The sequence below is a fragment of the Glutamicibacter sp. AGC46 genome, assembly GCF_053543715.1.
In genome coordinates, this window is sequence record NZ_JBLVOJ010000015.1 from 9,587 (window position 1) to 31,476 (window position 21,890).

Genomic DNA, 21,890 nt, shown 5'->3' on the forward strand with positions numbered 1-21,890 from the left:
GCGGCCATCACTGCTTTAAGCGTGTTTTCTATGCGGTCTGCTCGACCGTTTCCTGGCGGAACCGAAGCTTCAGGCCGCCTTCGGTGCTCTGCCACCAGGAAGATACGACAAGCACCGGGCCCTCTGCAGGCTTCATGCGGTACGCGAGCAGCACCATCTGGGCATCCACTTCCCGGGCCGCAAGGACCTGCACCGCACCGGTACTGGGCAGGCTCGCCCCGGATTCCAGCATGGCCCGGACCGTGGCCACATCCAGCAGGCCGCCATGGCGAGTCACTTCCTGGTAGCCCGGATGCAGGAAGTCGTTGAGTTCCGCGAAACTGGTGCGGATCTGCGGGTCGAGGAAACCTTGTTCCAGTTCGAAGACGGTGGTCGCGATGTCCACGCCGGGTTCCGGTGCGGCGGCGGGTTGCCCGCCGGGTGCCAGCACGGCATCTTCAGCCGCTGGAGCTTTGGAAGCCGCTGGGCCGCCGACTGCGGTGTAGCCCGGTCCGGCCTCTACTACAGAGCCCTGCTGGTGCGCGGTCGCAGCCGCACGCGCATGGCCGTCAGCAGCTTCATTCAGCTCATGTCCGGCATGGCCCTTGACCCACTCGAAGGTGTACTTGCGCCCGGCAATGGCCCGGTCAAGTTCCTTGAGGATGTCCTGGTTCAAGACCGGTTTGCCGTCGGCCTTTTTCCAGCCCTTCTTCTTCCAACCCGGCATCCACTTGCTGATGCAGTTGATCGCATACTGCGAATCGCACAGGATCCTGAGTTCTTCTTCTGGCAGGTGCTCGGTGGCCCGGAAGAGTTCGAGCACCGCTTGGAGCTCCCCCATGTTGTTGGTTCCGTGGTCCCAACCGCCAGCGGCCCAGTTGTCCTGGTCCACGTACCAGGCCCAACCTGCCGGTCCGGGGTTTCCTAGGGCTGATCCATCCGCAGCTGCAATGATCGTCATGCTTTAATCCTGCCACGTTGACGCCCGCACTCGGTTCCATGCATTGGGCCATGTCGCCAGCGAATACTTGCACAATGGATCACAGCATCCAGCCAGGTCCAGGCCTAGGATTGGGATGTGAAGAAAATCCTGCCTGTATTGGCCACCCTGGTTCTGGTCCTGTCCGCATGCGCTGGCCCCTCGGTTGACGAGCTGCGCCAACTCGATCCCCAGGGCCATACCGCCTGCGTGCATTTTGGCGGGGGCTTGGTTGACCCCGAGGGCATCGGCGCAACGAATATGCAGAAAGCCGCTGATCATGGGGCGAAGGCTTCCACCGAACAGATCAGCGCTGCGGTGGCCGCCGATGAATCCGGGGATCCCCAAATTACTGACTTGTCCGCTTTCCAGGAAGCTTGCGAGGGGCAAGGCTTCGATTTCGATTAGGACAGATCGGCCCAGGACTCCTCGAAATAGCGGGCTCCTGAGCCGATCCGCGGCGGATCGCCAGCGCGCCTAGGCGGGGTACAACGGGTTGTGCCCGGCTTGGACCCGCTCGTCGGCCCGGACTTCGCCCGGTGCTGTACCGTTCAGGAACGGACCGTTCTCGGCCAGCTCATCTCGGCCCGGCGCTTCGAGCCAGTTCGCCAACTCCGGCCCCTTCGGGATGATCCTGGTCGGGTTGATGTCCTCATGCACCACGTAGTAGTGCGCCTTGATCTGCTCGAAGTCGATGGTGTCGCCGAAACCCGGGGTCTGGAACAAGTCCCGCGCATAGCCCCAGAGGTTCGGCATGTCGATGAGCTTGTTGCGGTTGGCCTTGAAGTGGCCATGATAGACCGGGTCGAATCGCACCAGCGTGGTGAACAGCCGGACATCGGCCTCGGTGATGTGATCACCCATCAGGAAGCGGCGGGTGCCCAGCCGATCTTCGAGGTAGTCCAAGGTGGCGAATAACCGGTCGTAGGCATCGTTGTAGGCCTGCTGGTCCCCGGCGAACCCGGCACGGTAGACGCCGTTGTTGACCTCGGTGAAAATCCGCTTGATCAGCGGAAGCATCTCATCGAGCTGGTCCTGCGCAATGAGGTCCGGGGCGCCTTCCCGGTGGAACTCCTTCCACTGCGTGGACATGTCCCAGGTGATCTGCGGGTAGTCATTGGTGACAACCGCACCGGTGGGGATATCGACGATTGCCGGCACGGTGATGCCGCGTGGATAGTCGGCAAAGCGCTTGAAGTAGTTCTCCTGGACCCGCTCGGTACCCAGGACAGGGTCCTTGCCCCCGGGGTCCAGGTCAAAGGTCCAGCTGCGTGCGTCGTGGGTTGGGCCGGGCAGTCCGACGGACAGCGCGTCTTCCAAGCCCAGCAGGCGGCGAACGATCAGGGTGCGGTTGGCCCAGGGGCACGCGCGGGCTGCGACCAGATGGTAGCGGCCAGCTTCCACCGGCCAAAGCCGGGCCCCGTCCGAAAGCCCCGCGTTGGGATGCCCGATCTTGCTGTGGCTGTTTCCCTCGCCATAGTGCTCGGCGCTGGCATCAGCGACGATGCGGTCCTGGATGTAGTTGGTGTCCCGGGTGAATTCTCCGCCGGTGACGTAGGCGCCCTTGGTCGAATATTCCTCGCTCATCGCATTCCTTCCAAAGAATTTTGAAGTCCCGTGCATAAACCATTCACCTCGAGACTATGGCAGTTGGGCAGGTATGGAAATGGCGCAATGCACTTTTCCATTCCCCTCCGATTTCAACCCGGTCTAGGCGTTGACCGTGGCGCCTTCGCGTACGGTGCGCATCGCCTTGCTCCAGGCGAGCACCTGTTCAAGCATGGGCTGCACGCTGTTGGCCGACCGTTCGGTCGGAGCGAAAGCCGAGAAGTTCTCGAAGTCGGAGAATAGCGAGAACATGCCGGTCTTCTGCACGTGGGCGATCTGCAGTTCCGAGAGGATCCCGCGCAGGTGCTCCACGGCACGCGAGCCCATGGCGGAGCCGTATCCGACCATGCCGGCGGCCTTGTTGTTCAGTTCTGCATTCAGGTAGCTCAGTGCGTTGGCCAATGCAGGCTGGACGGAGTGGTTGTACTCGCCAACAATGAAAATGTATCCATCGAATTCGCTCATCTTGGCGGCGAAGGCCTTGGTGTGCCCGTTCTGGTAGTTCTGGTAGGCGGCCGGGAACGGCTCGTCGAGCATCGGCAGGTTGAACTCGACGATGTCCACCAGCTCGTAGTCGGCACCACCGAATTCCTGGGCCCTGGCCAGCACCCATTGGGCGACGCCCTGGTTGACACGTCCTGGACGGGTGGAACCGGTAACGATAGCGATCTTCGACAAGTTGCTCTCCTTGGAGTTCTCCGGCCAACAATTTAGTTGACACGTCATCTTCTCTTGCTAAATTCCACTATACAGGAGATGATTGATGCGTCAACAATATTTTGAATGTCCCCCATGGGGACAACATGGTTAGGAAAGAGAATGAAGAGCGAAGAGACCCGCTGGCTCACCGACAGCGAGCAGGACCTCTGGCGCACCATACGCGAGTTCCTCTGGCAGTTCCCCAGTGGCATGGATCGCCAGCTGCTGCGCGATTCGAACATGCTCTCCGGTGAATACTCGGTGCTGGCTGTGCTTTCGGAAACAACCGAACCAAGTCTACGCCCGGCCGACGTGGCGACCGCATTGCGCTGGGACCGCGCGCGACTCTCCCACCTGCTGCGCCGCATGGAAGCCAAGGGCCTGGTCAGCCGCTGCTCAGATGAGACCGACCGCCGCGGGCACCAGATTACGCTCACCGCCCAGGGGCGCAAGACCATTGAGGAAGCCGCGCCAACCCACGTGAGCTTCGTGCGTGAAACCATTTTCGATTCCCTGAGCCCCTCCGAACGCACGGCATTGGAATCGGCGCTGCCGAAGATCCTGGCCTCGCTGGAAAAGCAGGGACTGAAAGATGGCCAGTGCTAGCTGGCCCTTTCGGCCAGTTCGCTCTTGGCTACCAGCTGGGCGAATTGCCCGCCAAGCTGGACCAGCTCGTCAAAAGTTCCCGCTTCGGCAATCCGGCCAGCTTCTAGCACGACGATGCGGTCCGCTCGCATCACGGTGCTCAACCGGTGCGCGATCAGCAAGGTAGTTCGCCCCAGTGCGAGCTCGTCCAGCGCCCGCTGCACCAAAGCCTCGGTGACCGTATCCAGGGCACTGGTCGCCTCGTCGAGCACCAGGACCTTGGGCTTGCGCAGCATGGTGCGGGCAATAGCCAGTCGCTGCTGCTCGCCACCGGAGAAACGGTGGCCGCGCTGCCCCACCTGGGTTTCCAGGCCCTGCGGCAGGCTGCGGACCAGCTGCGCAATCTGCGCGGCTTCCAGCGCCTGCCAGAGCTCTTCCTCGGTGGCCTGGGGCGCTGCCCACAGGAGGTTCTCCCGAATCGAAGCATGCAGCAGGTAGCTTTCCTGGGCAACGACGGAGACCGCCTGGGCGATGCCTTCAGGATCGAATTCCTTCAGGTCAATGCCGTCGAGCAATACCTGGCCCTCGGTAGGGTCAAGCAGCCGGGGCAGCAAGGACCCCAGGGTGGACTTTCCCGAACCGGTGGAACCGACAACCGCGGTCATTGTTCCCGCCTCCAGGGTCAAATCCAGCTGTTCCAGGGTGGCGCGGTCAGCCTCGGGGTAGCGGAAGCTGACATTGCGCAATTGCACTTCGCCACGCAGCTTCCCGGGTTCGACCGCTCGCGGCCGCTGGGGTACCGGCAGCGCCTGGTCCGTATCCAGGTATTCGAAGACGCGGCTGAACAAGGCCAAGGCCGAGACCCACTGGACCGAAATCTGCATCATGCCCATGACCGGACGGAAGATTCCGGCCTGCAGCCCGGTAAAGGCCACCAAGGTGCCGATGCTCATTCCCTGCCCGGTGGCGGGCAGCCCCGCCACGATGTACAGCACCGCGGGGATGGCCGCGAAAATGATGCTCATCGTGGCCATGCGCCAACGCCCGGCCAAAGCGCTTTTCATTTCCAGGTCGATGAGCTTGTGGCTGGACTCTCCGAAGGCCGCCGCATCAGCGGCTCCGGTGCCCATGATCTTGGCCAGGCGGACCCCGGAGATGCTCAGGCGCTCGTCGATCAGCGAAGCCAGGTTCGACATCTCGCGCTGGCGCTTTCCTGTCACGGCGCGGCGCAGTTTCGCGGTTTGCTTGGCAAGCAGCACCGCTGGCGGCAGCACGACCAATGAGATCAGGCTCAGTTTCCACGAGATCGCCACCATCGCGCAGGCGGTGGCCACAACGGTGGTCAGGTTCGAGGCAATGCTCGTGGCCGAATTGGTAATCACCGATTGCATCTGCCCCACGTCGTTGACCAGGCGCGACTGCACGTCCCCGGAGCGCGAGTTGGTGAAGAATCCCAGGGATTGCTTCTGCAGGTGCGTGAACAGCCCGGTCCGCAGGCCATGCATGACGCGTTGGCCCATCAGGGTTGCCCGCCAGGTCTGGACGACTTCCAGAATCGCGGTAGCCAGGGAGATCAGCACCAGTCCCACGGCACCCAAGAGCAGCAATCGGATATTGCTGTTGGGAATCGCGTCATCAATGAGTTCGCGGATGATGAACGGCTGGGCCAGGCCGATGACCGACGCTGCCACGATCAGCGCCATGACCGCAATCACCGATCCCAGATGGGGCCGGAAGAGCGCGGCGATGCGCGCCAGGGACACCGGATGCTCGGTGAGCCGCTGCTTGTCCCGGGCGGCGTTGCCGGACCGTCCTTGCCCGCCACCGCCCGGATGCGGCCCCGGCATTCCCATTGCACTCATGGACTCCCCCTCTACCTCTGGATTTCTCAAGTCCAGAATAACAGAGGGAACCTCACTATGTGGTTGCATCTTGAAATTGTTCCCAGAAACACACTATCCTTGAACATATGCAGAACGAAGAGCCCAAGCCTGACTTGGCAGATCTTTTCCTCCACGCTTCACGCATGCTTCGCGGCAGATGGAGGGACAGCTTGACTCCCCTGGGCATCACTCCGCACCAATCGAGGGTGCTGACCTTGCTGTCCCGGGCCGATAAGATCGGGCTGCGCAACTCGCAGCTCGCGGAACAGCTGCACATCGCCGCGCGCTCGACCACCGAGGTAGTCGACCAGCTGGAAGCCAAGGAGCTTGTCGTGCGCACCCCCGATCCGGCCGATCGCCGCGCCACGTTGATTGCGCTCAGTGCCACGGGCCGCGCCCAGCTCGGCGAGCTCGCCGAATTGCGCCGTTCGAGCATGGACGGCTATTTCGACAAGCTCGGCGACGAGGACCGCGCCGAGCTCACCCGGCTGCTGGCAATCCTGGACCGCGAGAACCCGCGGCCGGTGCGCGGCGCTTGCAAGAACCCGGCGAAAGAAAACTAGCTGCCAGCTAGCGGATAGAACCCGAGGCCCCGGCATATGCGTGCCGGGGCCTCGGGCGCTGGTTGCCGCTGCTGGCTAGTTCTCGGTCTTCCCGCGGCGCCAGTAGCCCATGAAGGCTACCTGCTTGCGGTCCACGCCGGCATCGCGCACCAGATAACGGCGCATTTCCTTGACCGTGCCGGCTTCACCGGCAATCCAGGCGTAGAACGGTGCGGAATTTTCCTGGCCCGTCTCCCACAGGATGTCCGCATCAACATCGATATCTTCCGGCTCGGCGTTGGTATGGACCACGCCGGCTGCTGGAATCGCGACTACCTGGCGCAAGGCCGACTGCAGCAATTCGCCGTGCTCATGGCTGCCACGGGTCAGCCACTGCACCGAGACGCCGGAGCGGGTGGAGGCACCGAGGATATCCGTGGTCTCCGGGACCTCGATCAGCGCATGGCCGGTGACGTTGGAGGGCAAGGCTTCGAGGATGGCGCAAATCGCCGGGGCTGCGGTTTCGTCACCGGCCAGCACCACGCGGGTTGCCTCGCCGCGGCGGAACTCGATGCCGCCGTAGCTGGAGTCGTTCAGGGTCTTGTTCGGGCCCAGCAGCAACAGCTGGTCGCCCACCTTGGCCCGGTCGCCGAACTCCGTAGCCGGCCCGCCCTGGAGCTGGCCGTCAACCATGTGCCCGTGCATCACGAAGTCGATATCCAGCTCGGCTGTGGCCCCGATATTGTCCCGGTGCCCGGCTTCGCGGAAGGCCCGCACGGTATAGGTGCGCATGTGGCCGCGGGTATCGGGATCAATCGACAACCAGCGCTTGTACCAGCCCTGCTGCTCGGCAGGACTGGTCATCGCCCCGGGTCGCATCGAGGCGATCTCGTCGGTCAACGCAGTACCGCCGGCCGGTGGCAGCAAGAGCTTGATGCGCATATCCAGCGGGTGGCTGTTGGTGCCGAAGTACTCCAGGTCCTCGCCGCTGACGGTCACCCGGCGGAAGGATGGCGCGAGCTGCTGGCTATTGACCACAGTGGTATCAAAGGCCAACGTCGGCACATGCTCATGGGCCGGGCGCTCCGATTGCGGATCAAGGGCGGCGGCTGCTTGGGCAGCTTGCTTCACATTTGCCGCCTGCTTCACCGCAGTTTTCTTCGCAGAAGCTTCGGTACGGAAAATGCCCTGGGAAGCCAGCACCTGCTCGGTGCGCAGCACCCGGTGGCGGCCAATGGGCAGCACCAGCGGAGTGCCGCCCACCGGGTCGGGGATCACGCGGCTGGGCATGCCGAAAACATCCTTGACGGTCTTTTCGGTGACCACATCGTTGGGATGGCCGGCAGCGTAGATCTTGCCGTGGCGCAGCGCCACCAGGTAGTCGGCGTAGCGGGCGGCCAGGTTCAAATCGTGCAGCACGATCACGACGGTGATCCCGCGGCTGCGATTCAGCTCGCTGACCACATCCAGGACTTCGAGCTGGTGCGCCACGTCCAGGAAGGTGGTCGGCTCGTCGAGCAGCAGCAGGTCGGTCTCCTGCGCCAGGGCCATGGCGATCCAGACGCGCTGGCGCTGACCGCCGGAGAGCTCGTCCACCGAGCGGTCGGCCAGCTCGGTAGTGCCGGTCAGCTCCATGGCGCGATTAACCGCTGCCTCGTCCTCGGCAGAGAAGCGCTTGAACAGGCCCTGGTGCGGGTAGCGGCCGCGGCTGATCAGCTCGCGGGCGGTGATGCCGTCCGGAGCGGTGGGCGATTGCGGCAGCAAGCCCAGGGTCTTGGCGACTTCCTTGGCCGGCTTGGAGTGGATGTCCGCGCCGTCCAGGAGCACCTGGCCCCCGGCTGGCTTGAGCAACCGCGACAGTGCGCGCAGCAGGGTGGACTTGCCGCAACCGTTGGCCCCGACGACGATGCTCACCTGCCCGGCAGGGATATCCAGCGACAGCTCGTCGACGACGGTGACCTTGTCATAGGCCAGGGTCAGATCGCTTGCCTGCAAAGTGGCCATGGGTTATGCCCCGCTTCCAGTTGAGTTTGCGCGCACCAGAATCCAAATCAGGAAGGGTGCACCGAATGCGCCGGTGATAACGCCCACCGGCAGCGAAAGATCCGCGAACAGGTTCGCGGCAAAGAAATTGGCAACAGTCACCAGCGTTGCCCCGGTCAGGCCGGAAAGCAGGATGTTGATCGGGCCGCGGGTCAGCGCGGCAGTAATCGGGCCGGCCAGGAAGGCAACGAACGCCATCGGCCCGGTGACCGCAATCGGCAAGGCGCTCATGGCCACCGCAACAAAGACCAAGATCGCCCGGGCCCAGCCCACGTGCAGCCCCAGGGCCGCCGCGGTGTCCTCGCCCAGCTCCAGCATTTTCAGTTGGCGAAGCACCAGGGGCAGCAACAAGATGCCGATGGCGCCAAGGGACGCCAAAAGCAGCAGCGCATTTTCCCAGTTGCTCGAGGCCAGTGAACCCGTCAGCCAGTGCATCACATCGCTGGCCGTATTCACCTGCGCCTGGGTCAGCAGGTACTGGATCAGCGCCTGGAGCATCGCGCCGATGGCCAGGCCCGCCAGGATCAGCCGGGGACCGGTCCGCTTGCCCGAGGCCGAGAGCCAGTAGATCAATGCAGCGACCAGCAGCCCGCCGGCCAGTGCGAAGGCGTTGAGCTTCCAGTCGGCATAGCCAAGGGTGATCATCGCGAAAACCGCGGCCGCCGATGCGCCGTAGCCCACGCCGATCACGTCGGGACTGGCCAGCGGGTTGCCCAGCCAGCGCTGGAACAAGGCACCGGAAATGCCCAAGCCGGCACCGGCCAGGGCACCCACCGCGATGCGCGGCAGGCGGTCGGACATGATGATGAAGCTGGTGCCCGGCACCTTTTCACCGCTGAGCACCTGGAAGACTTCGGCAGCTGGAAGGCGGTCCCGCCCCCAGAACAGGTAGGCCGCCACGGCGAGCACCAGGGCCAGGGCCATCCACAAGGCGGTGCGGCGCACCCGGGATCTGCGGCGGGCTGCCAGCGCCGGTGCGGCTTTCGAGGCCGGGGCCGTCGCCGGTCCGGCCGTTTCCGTGGTGCTGCGGGGCTGGGTCATGTTGGCTGCTGCCATTTCGCTCGTGCTCACAGGCTCACCGACTTCATGCCGCTGCGCATCATGATGATGAAGATCGGTCCACCCAGCATGGCGCACATGACGCCTACCTGGATCTCGCTGGGCGGGGCGATGATTCGTCCCACCGTATCAGCCAGCAAGAGCAGGATCGGCCCGGCGATCAGGCTCGCTGGCATCAGCCAGCGGTAGTCGGAACCGACCAGCAAGCGCACGGCATGCGGGATCATTAGGCCGACGAAGGCGATGGGCCCGGCCACGGCGGTGGCGGTGCCAGCGAGAATGACCACCCCGATGGAGCCGATCAGCCGGGCGCGGTTCAAGTTGAAGCCCAAGGCGATCGCGGTGTCATCGCCCATGGACACGGCATTGGATACCTTGGCGGTGGACAGCACGATCAGTGCGCCGGCGGCCACCACGGGAATGGCCCCGAGGAAGGTGTCGATGCCGCTGCTGGATAACGTGCCGATCTGCCACATGCGGAAACGGTCCATGGTGGCATCGGAAATCATCAGGATCGCATTGGTAATCGCGCCCACGCCCACAGCCATGGCGGCACCGCCCAGCGCAAGCTTAATGGGCGTGGCGCCTTCACGGCCCACGTTGGCCACGAGATAAACCAGGGCCATCACCCCAGCAGCGCCGAGGAAGGCGGCCACCATGATTCCAGCCAGGGAGCTGACGCCCAGGAAGGCGATCGCCAGCACCACGGCCATGGAGGATCCTGCATTCAAGCCCAGGATCCCGGTATCGGCCAGCGGGTTGCGGGTCAGGCCCTGCAATCCGGCGCCAGCCAAACCCAGGGCAGCGCCAACCACGATGGCTCCGACGGTGCGGGCGAAGCGGGACGCAACCACGCCCTGGTCGCCATTGGACGGGTCGAAATTCCAGATGGCATCGATCACGGTGCCCATCGAGACGTTTCGCGCGCCCAGCAGCAGCGAAGCGAATAGCGCCAGCCCGAGCAACAGGGCAAGGAGCAGCAAGGCGCCGAGCTTCCGGCCGGCTTTTGGCGACTTGGCCCCCGGTGCTTGGCGCGTAATACTTTCAGTCGCGGTCATTGGTTCCTACACTCATTGCTATGGCTCTTCTTCCCTTGCCCACTATTATCGCTCCAGGCATCGGCCTGCTTCGCGCGCAGAACCCTTCTGAAATGACGTTGGACGGGACTAATTCCTATCTGCTGTTCGACCCTGCAGTGGATGAACTTCTTCCTGGAACTCCGGTCGTCCTGATTGATCCGGGCCCTGAGCTCGAGGACCATCTGCAGGCCTTGGCGGCCTTCGACATCCAGCTGGTGCTCATTACCCATCGGCATGCCGATCACACGGGAGGCATCGATGCGCTCTACGGGATGACAGGTGCGCCGGTGCGTGCCACGCTGGAGCAGTACTGCCGGGATGCCCCGGTCTTCACCGATGGCGAAACGATCAGCGCCGCCGGTGCCAGCATCCAGGTGGTCTTCACCCCTGGCCACACCTCGGACTCGGTGTGCTTCATCCGCCAGGGCGGGGCTGCCCACTTGTTCACCGGGGATACGGTGCTGGGCCGGGGCACCACCATCTTGGAACACCCGGACGGCACATTGGCCGACTACCTGGATTCCCTGCAGCGGCTGCTCGCGCTGCCCGATATGGCTTTGCATCCGGCGCACGGCGAGCAGCATGATTCCTCGCATCCGCTGCTGCAGATGTACATCAAGCATCGGCATGCGCGGCTGGACCAGGTGCGTGCGGCTTTGCAGAAACTCGGCAAGGCCGGGGTCCACACGCAGCCAGCTGAATTGCTGGAGCATGTCTACCCCGACCTCGATGCGCGCTTGGTGGGCGCAGCTACCCATTCCCTGGAAGCCCAATTGCACTATCTGTCAGTGAATCCCTAGCCGGATCTACTTCGCGGCAGCTGCGTTGTCAGCAGCCTTGACGATGCCTGGAACTACGTTATCCAGTGCCCATTCAATGGACAGCGGCGAAGCCGCGGAGATTGCCAGGGTTGCTTCATCGGTGCCTGGCAGTGCCACGGCATCGTTCTTCGCGGCAGGGATCTGGCCGTAGAGCGGCTGGCCCTTGACGACGTCTTCCATGGTGTTGCCCGCAACAGCCGAAGCGAAGACGATGTCCGAATCCCACTCGTTGACCTTTTCCGGCGACACGGTGAAGAAGAAGGTGTCCTTGGCGGCATTCTTCTGCACGTAGTCGGCCTGGGTCATGCCCAGTGCGCTCAGGAAGCGCGGGCGGGTGTCGCCTTCGGAGTAGATGTAGGCGGTATCCGGCGCCGAGAGGTCAGCTGCGATGAAGGTGGTGTCCTTCAGCGCTGGATTGTCTTCGCCGACCTTGGCCAGCTTGCCTTCGATCTCTTCGATCAGGGCGTCGGCTTCTTCTTCCTTGCCCAGCATCTGGCCGGCAACTTCGGTGACCTGTTCCCAGCTGGTCAGGTAGTTAGGCTCGATGGGGCCAACGACCGGAGCGATTTCCTGCAGCTTCTCGTACTGCTCCTTCTTCAACCCCGAGTATGGAGCGAAGATGACCTGGGGCTTGCTGGCGGCGATGCCGGTGTAGTCGATGTCATCGCCCACCTTGTACTGCACGGGCGCCTTCTCGGAGCCGATGGAAGCGCCCTGCTCTTCCAGAGCGGCGTCCTTCCATGCGGTGGAGTTGTTCTCGTTCATGCCGTAGGTGTCGGTGTCCATGCCGACCGGCACGGTATCCAGAGCCAGCAGGGTATCTGCGTTGACCCACGAGATGGTCGCAATGCGTTCCGGGACTTTTTCGATCGTGGTTTCACCATAGATGTTCTCGATGGTGACCGGAGTGAAGTCTTCTGCGGCCTTGGCTGAAGTGTCAGCCGACGGATCCGCTGAGTTGCTCGACGCGCCGCAGGCGGTTAGGCCCAAGGCGAGGATGGCAGTTGAAGCGGCGAAAATTCCGGCGCGACGTGAATTTTTCATGGGTCGGTGATTCCAGACTATGCGAGGTTCTGTCAACGTTTTGTTTAGCTAGGTTAGGCAAGCCTATCCGGGCCGTATGCCACGATACGCGTTTCTCTGCGCATTACGCAACACGAAACGTCCCTAATCACCGACCCTGAAGTGACCCTAACCAAATCGGGCGGTTTTTTCGGTGGGCTGACCAGAGACTTTATTCTCTAGTTGCTAGCAGCTTGCGCGGATCAGCCACCAAAATTGCTCCCCGCACCAGCAGCAAGCCGAGTAACACGGAGACAATTACCGTGATGACCGTCAGCGGCTTGAGCAGGATGGCGGCCCCGGCCAGGGGCAGCACGAGCACCGTGGAGGCGATGGCGAAACCGATCGAGGCAGCCAGCGCCGGGATCATGATCGACTTGGTGCGCGCGGCGTTCATCGTTTCGTAGGGCATGCCCAACCGGTTCAGCCCGCGATACAGCTCAGCGCGATCCAGGGTACTGGCGCTTTGGGAGATCGCCGCCGAAGCGGCCACGCAGATGAAGCTGATCGCCAAGGTCACCAGCACGCCGGTGGTGACATCGGCCGGCACATGCTCCAGCCAGGTGCCCTGATCGAGTTCGCTTCCGGTCAGCTCCATCAAGGCGGCCCCGCTGCCGCCCACCACCGCGACGAACGAAGCCATGGCAACCCCGGATACCTGGCGCCAGGATTCGGCAGGGCTTTCCAGGATCATGCGAGCTGCCAGCAGCTCTTGCGGAGTTCTGGCCTTGCGCAGCTTGGCCTTGCCCACCTTCGCCACCAGATACGGACCGACCAGGTTCATCACCAGCAGGCCGAAGCCGAAACCGCCAACCACCACTGCGATGATCGCGGCGATGGACTGCACGAACTGGCCCATGTTGGAGAACACCATGTACAGCACCAGAATGCCGGCAAGGGTGATCACCGCGCGCAGCCAGCTGGGGGTGGGCACCGTGCTGCGGGTTGCCACCGCCAACGGGGTGATCACCAATTTGCGCAAGCCGGCAGCTGCACTGCCTGCCGAGAGGAGCACGACAGCGACTACTGCTATCGCCAGCACCCACAGCGGCAAATAGATGGCCGAACCGATCGGCGCACCTTGGAACGGAATCAGCGAAGCCAATGGTGCGGCCAGGAGGTAGAGCACGATTCCGGCGAGTGCGCCGGCCAACGCCGTGCCGGCGGCTTGCAGCACGGCCACGAGGCCGATCTGCGCCCCGGGCGCGCCGAGCAAGCGCAAGGACGACAGGGCACGGTCATTGGACCGCGCGGAGAGCCGGGCAGCGGCCGATCCCAGCACCAGCAATGGGACTACCAGAAGCACCACGGCGAAGGCTGCCAATGGCAGGTACATCCCCTGGGCCGCGGATTCGAAACTGGTAAAGGAGTAGGCGCCTCCCAGCACGATCAGCAGGATCGCGCTGACCATGGCGTAGGCGCTGGCGGTCAGGATCAGTGGTGCCAGCCGGGACTTCGCCGGCCGGCCAAGCATCCATGACAGGTGCAGGATATTCACTTCTGGGCACCGCCATCCACGGTGGCCGATGGGTGCAGACTGTCGCTGATCAGCTGGCCGTCCTGCAGCTGCACTACACGGTCGCAGCGCGCGGCGACATTGGGATCATGGGTCACCATCACCAGGGATTTTCCGGCACCGACGGTGCATTGCAGCAAGATCTCCAGCACTTCGAAGCCCGTGGTTGAATCCAGCGCGCCGGTAGGTTCATCGGCAAAGACCACCATCGCCCCGGTGACCTGCGCGCGGGCAATGGCTACTCGTTGCTGCTGCCCGCCGGAGAGCTGGCCGATGCGGCGTTGCTCCATTCCTGCCAGGCCCAGTTCCGCCAGGGCCGCCCCGGCACTGGAAATGGCGGCGTTGCGTGGCACGCCGTTGATCATCAAGGCCATGGCCACATTCTCTTCGGCAGTGAGCTCGGGAATCAGCAGTCCGGATTGGAAGACGAAGCCGAAGGATTCACGGCGCAGCCTGGTGCGCGCCTTATCCTTGAGCCCCTGGATATCCACCGGTGCACGGCCCGGGAAGTTCAGCATGATGCTGCCGGCGTCGGGAAGTTCAATACCGGCCAAGGCGTGCAGCAGCGTGGATTTTCCGGAACCCGAGGGGCCCATGATGGCAAGGGACTGGCCCAGTGAAATCTGCAGATCGACGCCGTTCAGTGCAGTGGTGGAACCGAAGCTGCGGTAGAGTCCGTGAGCGGCGAGTACGGGAGGATGGCCAAGGGAATTTTCAAGCATGACCCAATGTTTTCAACAAATGGCACCCGCGCACATCAGCGCAGGGTTCCAAGTAGCCTCCGGCCAGGCTCATCCCCCGGTAGGAGCAGCCGGCAGCTGGTTCACGACGACAGCAGGAGCAGTAGGCAACAGATGAAGCTGGAACTGTATACGCAACCATTCTGCGCACCGTGCGTGCGCACGCGGCTGGCTGTCGCCCGCGTGCAGGAACTGCTGCCCGCGTTGGAGGTCGAAGAGATCAATGTCGTGGAGCAGGTTGAGCGCGGCGAGGAAATGGGAATCACCAGCACCCCGGTCATTCGGCTATTGCAGGAAGGCACGGAGAAATTCCGTGCCAGCCAGACACCGACTATCAATCAGCTGTTGACCGCTATCGCTGAAGCCAGCGACTAGTCTCACGCCAGCTCGAAGCCCAAGGTGCACGGTTCTTGCCCATTCATGGGGAAGAATAGGTCAAGTGATTACTGTGCCCGGCGTCCAACATGAATGCTTCGAACGTGTTCTAGCCGACTCTTCCAACCGCATTGAGTGGCTCCGCGCACGGGCCCAGGGCATCACCGCAACGGACGTGGCCAAGTTGTCCACCGAGAAGTCCATCAAGAACGCCGCATGGGACAAGCTCTACGGCAATGGCTTCTCCGGCAATCCCTACACCGATCACGGGCGCAAGCGCGAACCGGTCATCGCTGCCTGGGTCCAAGAGAATTTCAATATTTTCCCCTCCTCCCAGCTCTTCCACTCGCAGCATTCGAGACTCCATCTGGCGACTCCCGATGGCTTGGGTTTCGATGCATCGGGAGTTCCGGTTTTGGCTGAAATCAAGACCACCAACAAGCCCTTCAAGAAGATCCCCAAGAGCTACCTGCGCCAGGTGCTCTGGCAGCAGCATGTGATCGGGGCCGAACGCACGTTGTTCGTTTGGGAAGAGCACGATAATTTCGTGCCGGTGCGCGCGGTTCCCGAATACCTTTGGGTGGAACGTGACGATGACTTGATCCAGGATCTCATCGGCAAGGCCGAGTCGCTCATCTCGGCATTGCGCGAAGCGACGGCCCGCCAGGAGCGCTACAACGACTACGGACCCGCTGCGTTGCGGCTCTAGGTCCCCGGAAACGGCAAAAGCCGCTGATCCCAGTTCACAGTACTGGGACCCCCCGCTTCCGTTATGCCGCTAGACCGGGTTGCTTGGAATCATCCGGGGATCCGGCAGGCAATCAGGGTAGTTTTCCACCAGCTCGGCCAGCAGCTTCTCCCGAAGCATATTGCGCAGGTTCCACAGGTCCCCGGCGTTGCGCGCGGATAAATAAATGGTCACTGTTTGCAAGCCGTTTTGCGCGTCGGTCACGAGCAGCTCATTGTCCCGGCCATCCCACCAGTCGGAGGCTTCAAGCAGTTCGCTGCTACGCTGGCGCAGGTAGGAAATCGGCGCATTGAGCTTCAGCTGCAGTGCTACGTTTCCGGAGATCTCCGTGCTGCGCCGCGACCAGTTCTCAAATGGCGTCGTGGTGAAGTAGGTCGATGGCAGGATCATCCGGCGCCCGTCGATCAGGTGCACCACGACGTAGGAGAGGGTGATCTCCTCTACCGTGCCGCGTTCCCCCTCGACTACCACTGTGTCGTCCACGCGAATCGAGTCGGTAAAGGCCACTTGCAAGCCGGCAAATACGTTCGCCAACGTTGACTGCACGGCCAGGCCAACGACCACCGAAGCCAGGCCAGCCGAGGCCAACAGGCCGGCGCCCAGCGCCCTGACTTGCTCGATCGTCAGCAGCACCGCGGCGATTGCAATGATGCAGAGCACCGCAACCAGTACCCGTCGCATCAGGCCGACCTGCGTCTGGACCTTGGCCAGCCTGCGCCCTGGACCGAATCTCGCCTCGAAGCGTGCCATCATGCCGGTCTCAATCACGCGCACCAGCTTGATGATGAACCAGGTGAGGAAGAAGACCAGAATGATCAGGATGGCGAACTGCCAGGGGTTGTACCAAGTGCGTTCTCGATAGAAGACCGCGAAGGCCGACTTGGCAATAATCGAGGTAACCAGGCCGAAGAACGGGAATCTGGTGGCTTTCACGTCGGCTTCGTCCACGCCGATCCCGCGCAGCACGCGGCGGGCAACGCCGCTGAAAACAAACGCCAGGATTGCGGCTACGAGCGCACCGATGAGCAGGACAACCCAAAATTGCAACGATTCGGGGAGGAAGCTTGAGGCTGTAATGACTTCCTCGACGGTTTCGCCGATGGGTTCAACGGGGGTAGGTGACATGTTTAAAGCATGTCATATGGCGCTAAATAAATGCTGTGTGGAACCTGCCTTCCGCCCTACGGCCCGGGAGTTCTCCGGCTCCATTGCAGAAGCGTCTCAGAGTGGTTCCAATTCTTTTCTGCCCTTGCGCTTGCCGCATTCCAGGCCTTTAGTTGACTCACTGGCAGTCCGCTCTGCCTGCGGGCGCAAACCAAGAGAGACGGTGATCCATATGCGCAACGGAAAAATTGGAATCGTTCTAGGCACGGTGGCGGCAGCCTTGCTCGTGGTGACGCCCGCTTCCGCGGCGGCCCCCGCTCCGGCCGCCCTCGCGTCTGCTTCCTGCCCAACGGTTTATTGGGGATCCTTGGCCAAAACCAGCTCCTTGTCCACGCATTCCGCAGTGGAAAATCTTCGGACCGGACGGCACCTGTGCTTTGACCGGCTGGTCATCGATCTCGCAGGACCAGCTGCCAGCCATTCAGCCACGTATGTCAGCGAACTGACCGGAATCGGTTCCGGCCTGCAGGTGGACACCACTGGCGGTGCCAACCTGGAAATCCTGGTGCAGGCCCCGGCAACCGAGGATTTCAACCCGGGCGCCGAAGTGAAGAATCTGGGCTACACGACGTTCCGCCAATTGGTGTGGCTGGGCAGCTTTGAAGGCCAAACCAAAGTGGGGCTCTCGACCAGGGCACGGCTGCCCATGCGCGTGTTCGCACTGCCTGGACCTGGCGACGGTTCACGCTTGGTCATCGATGTTGCGCACCATTGGTAAAGAAGGTTCATTTCCTTGATGCGTTCGCAACTTTTTGCGTGACGTACCACGTAACACCGGGTCAACCTGCTGATTAATGTGCCACCATGCTAAGTATGTCGCGCACATTCTCTTATCAGCAGGTTGATGTCTTTGCACCCACTGCTTTCAACGGCAATGGCCTGGGAGTCGTGTTCAATGCCGACAGCCTGAGCGATGACCAGATGCAGCACTTTGCGCAGTGGATGAATCTTGCGGAAACTGTATTCTTCGTCGAGCCCACTGATGAGGAAGCGGACTACGCCATTCGCATTTTCACCCCGAGCACCGAGCTGCCCTTTGCTGGCCATCCGACGCTGGGCGCGGCTCATGCTTGGCTGGAGTCCGGTGGCGAGGCTGGTCCCGCAGGCCATCTGATCCAGCAATGCGGTGCCGGACTGATTCCGGTGCGTGTGGAACGGGAAAGCAGCGACCGCCACTCGCGGCGCTTGGCCTTCCTCGCACCCCCGCTGACCAGGTCGGGCCCTTTGGAACCAGATGTCCTGCAATGGGCGATTGCCGGGCTGGGCATTCGCGAAGAAGACGTGGTGGACCACCAGTGGCTGGTCAACGGTCCGCATCCTGCGGGCCTGGTGCTGCGTGACGCCGATATCGTGCTGGGCATCGAACCTGACTATGAGGCGCTGCAGGGATTGGAAGTAGGCGTCATCGGCCCCTACACCGCAGCCAGCGTTTCGCAGAGCGTGTGGCAACCGCGCGGATCGGTCATGCCGCGCGTTTCCGGTACCCGCGAAGAGCTGCGTCCGCTGGACTTCTCTGATTTTGAGCGTTCCGAAGAGCGCTTCCGCAATGTGGTGCTGCAGCCTCCGGCGGACTATGAGGTCCGTGCCTTCATTCCCGGCGAGGCTGTTCCGGAAGACCCTGCCACCGGTTCGCTGAATGCTGCGTTCGGCATCTGGCTGACGCAGACCGGTTATGCACCCCAGCGCTATACCGTGCGCCAGGGCACGCGTTTGGGCCGCGAAGCGATCTTGCATATTGAAGCTACCGAAAAAGGCGTCTGGGTCAGTGGCGATGTCGCCACCCGCATCTCGGGCGATGTGAGTTTCGACTGATTTCCTATGCATAGTTTCGCTATCCGTTCCGCACAGGGCTGATAGGGACTAGCCTTGACCAGTGCCTGAAACTGCGAATCCCGAAACACACTTCGACAAGAAAGCCGCCTGGCGTGCCCTCTGGGCACTGGTCATCGGCTTCTTCATGATCCTGCTGGACACCACGATCGTGTCCACCGCAATGCCCTCCATCATGACGTCGCTGGACGCCGATATCTCCAGCATCTTGTGGGTCAACAGCGCGTACCTGCTCACCTTCGCGGTGCCGCTGCTGGTCACCGGGCGCCTCGGTGACCGCTTCGGTCCGCGCAATATCTACCTCATCGGCATGGTGGTCTTCTCGCTGGCCTCGCTGTGGTGCGGCTTGTCCGATTCCCTCGGCTCGCTGGGGGCGGCGCGCGCCGTCCAGGGCCTTGGCGCTTCGATGATTTCCCCTCAGGCGATGACGCTCATTACCCGCCTCTTCCCTTATCAGCACCGCGGTGCAGCCATGGGCCTATGGGGTGCAGTGGCGGGCATCGCTTCGCTGATCGGTCCGATTGCCGGCGGTCTGCTGGTGGACTCCATCGGCTGGGAATGGATCTTCTTCATCAACTTGCCCATCGCGGTAGTCAGCTTGACCATGGTCTTCAAATTCGTGCCAGCCCTTGAATCCCAAGCGCATTCCTTCGACTGGTTCGGCGTCATCCTTTCGGCGTTGGCCATGTTCTGCTTGGTCTTCGGCATCCAGGAAGGCGATGCCACCAATTGGGAACCATTCATTGGCCCGCTGAATTCGTGGCATCTGATTATCATCGGCGCGGTGCTGATGGGAGCCTTCATCTGGTGGCAGTCCAAGACCACGTCTGAACCGCTGGTTCCGCTGCGATTGTTCAAGGTCCGCAATTTCTCCTTGGCCAATGTCGCGATCACCTTCATGGGCCTGACCATCGCGACCATCGCCTTGCCGATGGTGTTCTTCTTGCAGAATGTCCGAGGCCTGACTCCCACCGAATCCGCGTTGATGATTTCTCCGATGGCTTTCGTGGCGATCTTCCTCGCGCCGCAGCTGGGAAAGAAGGTCAATCAGCTCAGCCCGCGGATCTTGGCCGTGCCCGGGTTCTTCCTGTTTGGCGGTGCCACGGTGGTCTACGCCTTCATGATGCACGCCGATATCCCGCTGTGGATGCTGCTGATTCCTTCAGCGGTTCAAGGCATCGGTTCAGCCATGATCTGGCCATCGCTGTCGCTGGCAGCCACCAAGGACTTGACCGCGCGTGATGCGGGTGCCGGTTCAGGGATTTACAACACCACCCGGCAAATCGGTTCAGTGCTTGGTTCTGCGCTGATCGCGGTGATGATGGATGCCCGCATTTCGGCACAGATCGCGCAGGCAGATTCCAAGGATCCTGCGGTGATCATGGAAGCCACGTCTGTTGGCCTGGGACAGGCACTGATGCTGCCGGGCTTCATCGGCGTGGCTGCTGTGCTCGTTGTAGCGTTCCTCAGCGATGGCAAGAAGGCGCAGCGCCACTAGCCAGAGGCAGCTCTTAACGGAGCCAGCGCCTGGTCCGGGACTCGAAAGTCGCTGGATCAGGCGCTGGCTTCGTGGTCGCTAGACCTTGTCTTCAGGTTCTTCGTTGCTATCGCCGTTCTTGAATTCATCGACCTTCTCGCCGATTTTTTCTTGGGCGTCCGCTGCGAAGTCCTTCGCGTTTTCGACTGCCTCGCCCAGCTTCTTCTTTGCATCATCTAAGAAACCCATTGGTTCTCCTCTTAGCTTGTAGTTCAAATGTGGCCGCTGAAAACCGCAGTCTCCAAGATCAACTTACGGCGTGCCGAGTGTTTTGCTCAAGCGATTCCGTCCGCTTATTTTGCTTTCTTGATCTTCTTGGCGCCCTTGCGACCAAGAATCAATGCCACAGCGATACCTGCCAGCCATACGTCCTTGGCCAGGGCGGTGCCATCCGCGGTTGGGCGGATGCCGTCGGATTCTGTCATGCCCGGAGTGCGCAGGTAGGAAGCCAGCAGCACACCGGAGAATGCGCCCAGGCCTAAGCCGGCCAGCCGCGATGGGATCAGCGGCAGCAGCAAGGCGCTACCCAGCGAGATCTCGCCGATGGATACGGCCTTGCCGAAAACTGCCGGTTCCAGCTCGGCCAGCTGAGGCACGCCGTTGGCTGCCATCTGCTGCAGGCCTGCGGCGCTGGCTTCATCGATGCGCAACTTGTTGATGCCGCTGTTGAGAATGAACGCACCACTGACCAAACGTAGCGCGGCGTTTGCAATCGAGATTCCCATGGGCCCTCACTTCTCTTTCATTTCGTCCAAGAATGGCGTTCCGGCATGGAACGCCCTGATGTTCAGCGTAGTCATGGGCGCAGTAGTTCACAATCATTTGCGCGGCGCGCATAGCTGAACCCAAGAATTTCCCAGCTTGAATCGTGCTAAATTCGTGAATCATGATCGCTTCTTCCGCAGTACCCCCAGCAGCCCTTGATCTACTCATTACCCAGGGCTTCGATGCCACCAGCGTCGACGAGCTGGCAGCTGCCGCTGGCATTTCCCGTTCCACTTTCTTCCGCCGTTTCGGGTCGAAAGAGAATATGGTCTTCGCCGACCAGGAAATGATCATTACACACGTCGAGACCACGCTGGCCGCCTCGTCGGTTGATGCAATCACTACGCTCATCGATGCCGCGCATGTGGTTTTCGACCAGTACACGGTCAACCCCGAAGGTGCCCAGTTGCGCCACAAGCTGCTCTCCTCGGTGCCGTCGCTGCGAGAGCGCGAGCTGGTCTCCACTCACCGTTACGAACGGGCGTTTTACGGGTTCCTGAACCGTCGCGATTTGGCAAAGAGCGCCACGGAGAAGTCGCTGTGCCTGGGCGTTAGCGCTGGCCTGGTTGCGATCCACAACGATCATTTGCGCAGCTGGCTGAAAGACGCGCAATGCACGGACCGCACCAAGCTGGCCAACGATGTGCGCCAGTTCCTGAACCGCTTCGCAGATCTGCTCGACCCCGGACAGGCAGCGGCCGCCCCCAAGCCTGCGGCCCCCAGCGTGGTGGTTTCCGTGCTGGATGCCGGCGCCGATGAGCAGGCGATTCTCCAGGCCGTCTCCCGCGCGCTCAAAGAGCACGGAAACTAATCGATTCCACCCAACTCTTGAAACCAAGTTTCTTGACATGGCACTGCGTTCCACTAGTCTAGGAG

The 21,890-nt window shown here is 62.1% G+C and carries 23 protein-coding genes; 10 read left to right on the forward strand and 13 right to left on the reverse strand.

Annotated features, from left to right (window positions below; translation table 11 throughout):
• Positions 1 to 28: 28 nt before the first annotated feature.
• Positions 29 to 940 carry an RNase H family protein gene (locus ACNPM8_RS10460; RefSeq protein ID WP_448939804.1) on the reverse strand — a complete coding sequence of 304 codons (912 nt, stop codon included), beginning with the start codon at positions 938 to 940 and terminating at the stop codon, positions 29 to 31.
• A gap of 117 nt (positions 941 to 1,057) precedes the next feature.
• Between ACNPM8_RS10460 and ACNPM8_RS10465 the strand changes: the two genes are divergently transcribed.
• On the forward strand, positions 1,058 to 1,366 hold the full coding sequence (locus tag ACNPM8_RS10465) for a hypothetical protein (RefSeq protein WP_434693789.1): 309 nt from the start codon (positions 1,058 to 1,060) through the stop codon (positions 1,364 to 1,366).
• A gap of 69 nt (positions 1,367 to 1,435) precedes the next feature.
• On the opposite strand, the gene ACNPM8_RS10470 is transcribed toward ACNPM8_RS10465, so the two are convergent.
• Together ACNPM8_RS10470 and ACNPM8_RS10475 are read right to left on the reverse strand one after the other, a co-directional pair.
• Positions 1,436 to 2,545, reverse strand: a complete 1,110-nt coding sequence (locus ACNPM8_RS10470; RefSeq protein WP_133834850.1) for a glutathione S-transferase family protein — start codon at positions 2,543 to 2,545, stop codon at positions 1,436 to 1,438.
• Positions 2,546 to 2,668: 123 nt separating this feature from the next.
• Positions 2,669 to 3,244, reverse strand: a complete 576-nt coding sequence (locus ACNPM8_RS10475) for an NADPH-dependent FMN reductase (RefSeq protein ID WP_332489107.1) — start codon at positions 3,242 to 3,244, stop codon at positions 2,669 to 2,671.
• Positions 3,245 to 3,385: 141 nt separating this feature from the next.
• On the opposite strand from ACNPM8_RS10475, the gene ACNPM8_RS10480 reads away from it, so the two are divergent.
• Complete coding sequence (locus ACNPM8_RS10480) at positions 3,386 to 3,871, forward strand: MarR family winged helix-turn-helix transcriptional regulator (protein ID WP_448939805.1); 486 nt, start codon at positions 3,386 to 3,388, stop codon at positions 3,869 to 3,871.
• Here ACNPM8_RS10480 and ACNPM8_RS10485 read toward each other — a convergent pair.
• The gene (locus ACNPM8_RS10485) at positions 3,868 to 5,712 is read right to left on the reverse strand and encodes an ABC transporter ATP-binding protein (protein ID WP_332727447.1); all 1,845 of its coding nucleotides are present in this window, start codon (positions 5,710 to 5,712) and stop codon (positions 3,868 to 3,870) included. The genes ACNPM8_RS10480 and ACNPM8_RS10485 overlap by 4 nt on opposite strands.
• 191 nt (positions 5,713 to 5,903) lie before the next feature.
• Between ACNPM8_RS10485 and ACNPM8_RS10490 the strand changes: the two genes are divergently transcribed.
• Positions 5,904 to 6,296: a MarR family winged helix-turn-helix transcriptional regulator gene (locus tag ACNPM8_RS10490; protein ID WP_332489108.1), complete on the forward strand. Its 393-nt coding sequence runs from the start codon at positions 5,904 to 5,906 to the stop codon at positions 6,294 to 6,296.
• A gap of 75 nt (positions 6,297 to 6,371) precedes the next feature.
• Here the strand turns inward: ACNPM8_RS10490 and ACNPM8_RS10495 are convergent, their stop codons facing one another.
• The 3 genes from ACNPM8_RS10495 to ACNPM8_RS10505 are packed head-to-tail and all read right to left on the reverse strand — an operon-like array spanning position 6,372 to position 10,435.
• Positions 6,372 to 8,279 (reverse strand): SIP domain-containing protein, encoded by a 1,908-nt coding sequence (locus tag ACNPM8_RS10495; protein WP_448939806.1) that lies wholly within the window; start codon positions 8,277 to 8,279, stop codon positions 6,372 to 6,374.
• Between the two features lie 3 nt (positions 8,280 to 8,282).
• On the reverse strand, positions 8,283 to 9,389 hold the full coding sequence (locus tag ACNPM8_RS10500) for a FecCD family ABC transporter permease (protein WP_448939807.1): 1,107 nt from the start codon (positions 9,387 to 9,389) through the stop codon (positions 8,283 to 8,285).
• A complete protein-coding gene (locus tag ACNPM8_RS10505; protein WP_448939808.1) occupies positions 9,386 to 10,435 on the reverse strand; it encodes a FecCD family ABC transporter permease in 1,050 nt (349 codons plus the stop codon). Before ACNPM8_RS10505 ends, ACNPM8_RS10500 begins: the two co-directional genes overlap by 4 nt.
• A gap of 20 nt (positions 10,436 to 10,455) precedes the next feature.
• Between ACNPM8_RS10505 and ACNPM8_RS10510 the strand changes: the two genes are divergently transcribed.
• Positions 10,456 to 11,256, forward strand: a complete 801-nt coding sequence (locus tag ACNPM8_RS10510; RefSeq protein WP_448939809.1) for an MBL fold metallo-hydrolase — start codon at positions 10,456 to 10,458, stop codon at positions 11,254 to 11,256.
• Between the two features lie 6 nt (positions 11,257 to 11,262).
• Here the strand turns inward: ACNPM8_RS10510 and ACNPM8_RS10515 are convergent, their stop codons facing one another.
• The 3 genes from ACNPM8_RS10515 to ACNPM8_RS10525 all read right to left on the reverse strand — a co-directional run bounded on the left by ACNPM8_RS10515 (position 11,263) and on the right by ACNPM8_RS10525 (position 14,577).
• Positions 11,263 to 12,321 carry an ABC transporter substrate-binding protein gene (locus tag ACNPM8_RS10515; protein ID WP_400344168.1) on the reverse strand — a complete coding sequence of 353 codons (1,059 nt, stop codon included), beginning with the start codon at positions 12,319 to 12,321 and terminating at the stop codon, positions 11,263 to 11,265.
• Positions 12,322 to 12,511: 190 nt separating this feature from the next.
• On the reverse strand, positions 12,512 to 13,837 hold the full coding sequence (locus ACNPM8_RS10520) for an FtsX-like permease family protein (protein ID WP_448939810.1): 1,326 nt from the start codon (positions 13,835 to 13,837) through the stop codon (positions 12,512 to 12,514).
• Positions 13,834 to 14,577 carry an ABC transporter ATP-binding protein gene (locus tag ACNPM8_RS10525; protein WP_332489111.1) on the reverse strand — a complete coding sequence of 248 codons (744 nt, stop codon included), beginning with the start codon at positions 14,575 to 14,577 and terminating at the stop codon, positions 13,834 to 13,836. The genes ACNPM8_RS10520 and ACNPM8_RS10525 overlap by 4 nt, the downstream gene beginning before the upstream one ends.
• Before the next feature lie 132 nt (positions 14,578 to 14,709).
• Between ACNPM8_RS10525 and ACNPM8_RS10530 the strand changes: the two genes are divergently transcribed.
• Positions 14,710 to 14,970, forward strand: a complete 261-nt coding sequence (locus ACNPM8_RS10530) for a glutaredoxin family protein (RefSeq protein WP_133834858.1) — start codon at positions 14,710 to 14,712, stop codon at positions 14,968 to 14,970.
• A gap of 64 nt (positions 14,971 to 15,034) precedes the next feature.
• Positions 15,035 to 15,679 carry a YqaJ viral recombinase family protein gene (locus ACNPM8_RS10535; RefSeq protein ID WP_286134416.1) on the forward strand — a complete coding sequence of 215 codons (645 nt, stop codon included), beginning with the start codon at positions 15,035 to 15,037 and terminating at the stop codon, positions 15,677 to 15,679.
• A 69-nt stretch (positions 15,680 to 15,748) separates the two neighbouring features.
• Here the strand turns inward: ACNPM8_RS10535 and ACNPM8_RS10540 are convergent, their stop codons facing one another.
• The gene (locus tag ACNPM8_RS10540) at positions 15,749 to 16,843 is read right to left on the reverse strand and encodes a mechanosensitive ion channel family protein (RefSeq protein ID WP_448939811.1); all 1,095 of its coding nucleotides are present in this window, start codon (positions 16,841 to 16,843) and stop codon (positions 15,749 to 15,751) included.
• A gap of 211 nt (positions 16,844 to 17,054) precedes the next feature.
• On the opposite strand from ACNPM8_RS10540, the gene ACNPM8_RS10545 reads away from it, so the two are divergent.
• The 3 genes from ACNPM8_RS10545 (at position 17,055) to ACNPM8_RS10555 (ending at position 20,210) form a co-directional block, all read left to right on the forward strand.
• A complete protein-coding gene (locus ACNPM8_RS10545; RefSeq protein WP_448939812.1) occupies positions 17,055 to 17,600 on the forward strand; it encodes an AMIN-like domain-containing (lipo)protein in 546 nt (181 codons plus the stop codon).
• A gap of 95 nt (positions 17,601 to 17,695) precedes the next feature.
• Entirely contained in the window at positions 17,696 to 18,694 is a 999-nt protein-coding gene (locus tag ACNPM8_RS10550; protein WP_286134418.1) for a PhzF family phenazine biosynthesis protein, read from the forward strand.
• Positions 18,695 to 18,755: 61 nt separating this feature from the next.
• Positions 18,756 to 20,210 (forward strand): DHA2 family efflux MFS transporter permease subunit, encoded by a 1,455-nt coding sequence (locus ACNPM8_RS10555; protein WP_448939813.1) that lies wholly within the window; start codon positions 18,756 to 18,758, stop codon positions 20,208 to 20,210.
• 78 nt (positions 20,211 to 20,288) lie between these two features.
• Here the strand turns inward: ACNPM8_RS10555 and ACNPM8_RS10560 are convergent, their stop codons facing one another.
• Positions 20,289 to 20,438 carry a hypothetical protein gene (locus ACNPM8_RS10560; protein ID WP_448939814.1) on the reverse strand — a complete coding sequence of 50 codons (150 nt, stop codon included), beginning with the start codon at positions 20,436 to 20,438 and terminating at the stop codon, positions 20,289 to 20,291.
• Positions 20,439 to 20,542: 104 nt separating this feature from the next.
• A complete protein-coding gene (locus ACNPM8_RS10565; protein WP_105659096.1) occupies positions 20,543 to 20,974 on the reverse strand; it encodes a DoxX family membrane protein in 432 nt (143 codons plus the stop codon).
• Between the two features lie 161 nt (positions 20,975 to 21,135).
• Here ACNPM8_RS10565 and ACNPM8_RS10570 point away from each other — a divergent pair, with 161 nt between their 5' ends.
• The gene (locus ACNPM8_RS10570; protein ID WP_332595055.1) at positions 21,136 to 21,825 is read left to right on the forward strand and encodes a TetR/AcrR family transcriptional regulator; all 690 of its coding nucleotides are present in this window, start codon (positions 21,136 to 21,138) and stop codon (positions 21,823 to 21,825) included.
• Positions 21,826 to 21,890 lie beyond the last annotated feature (65 nt).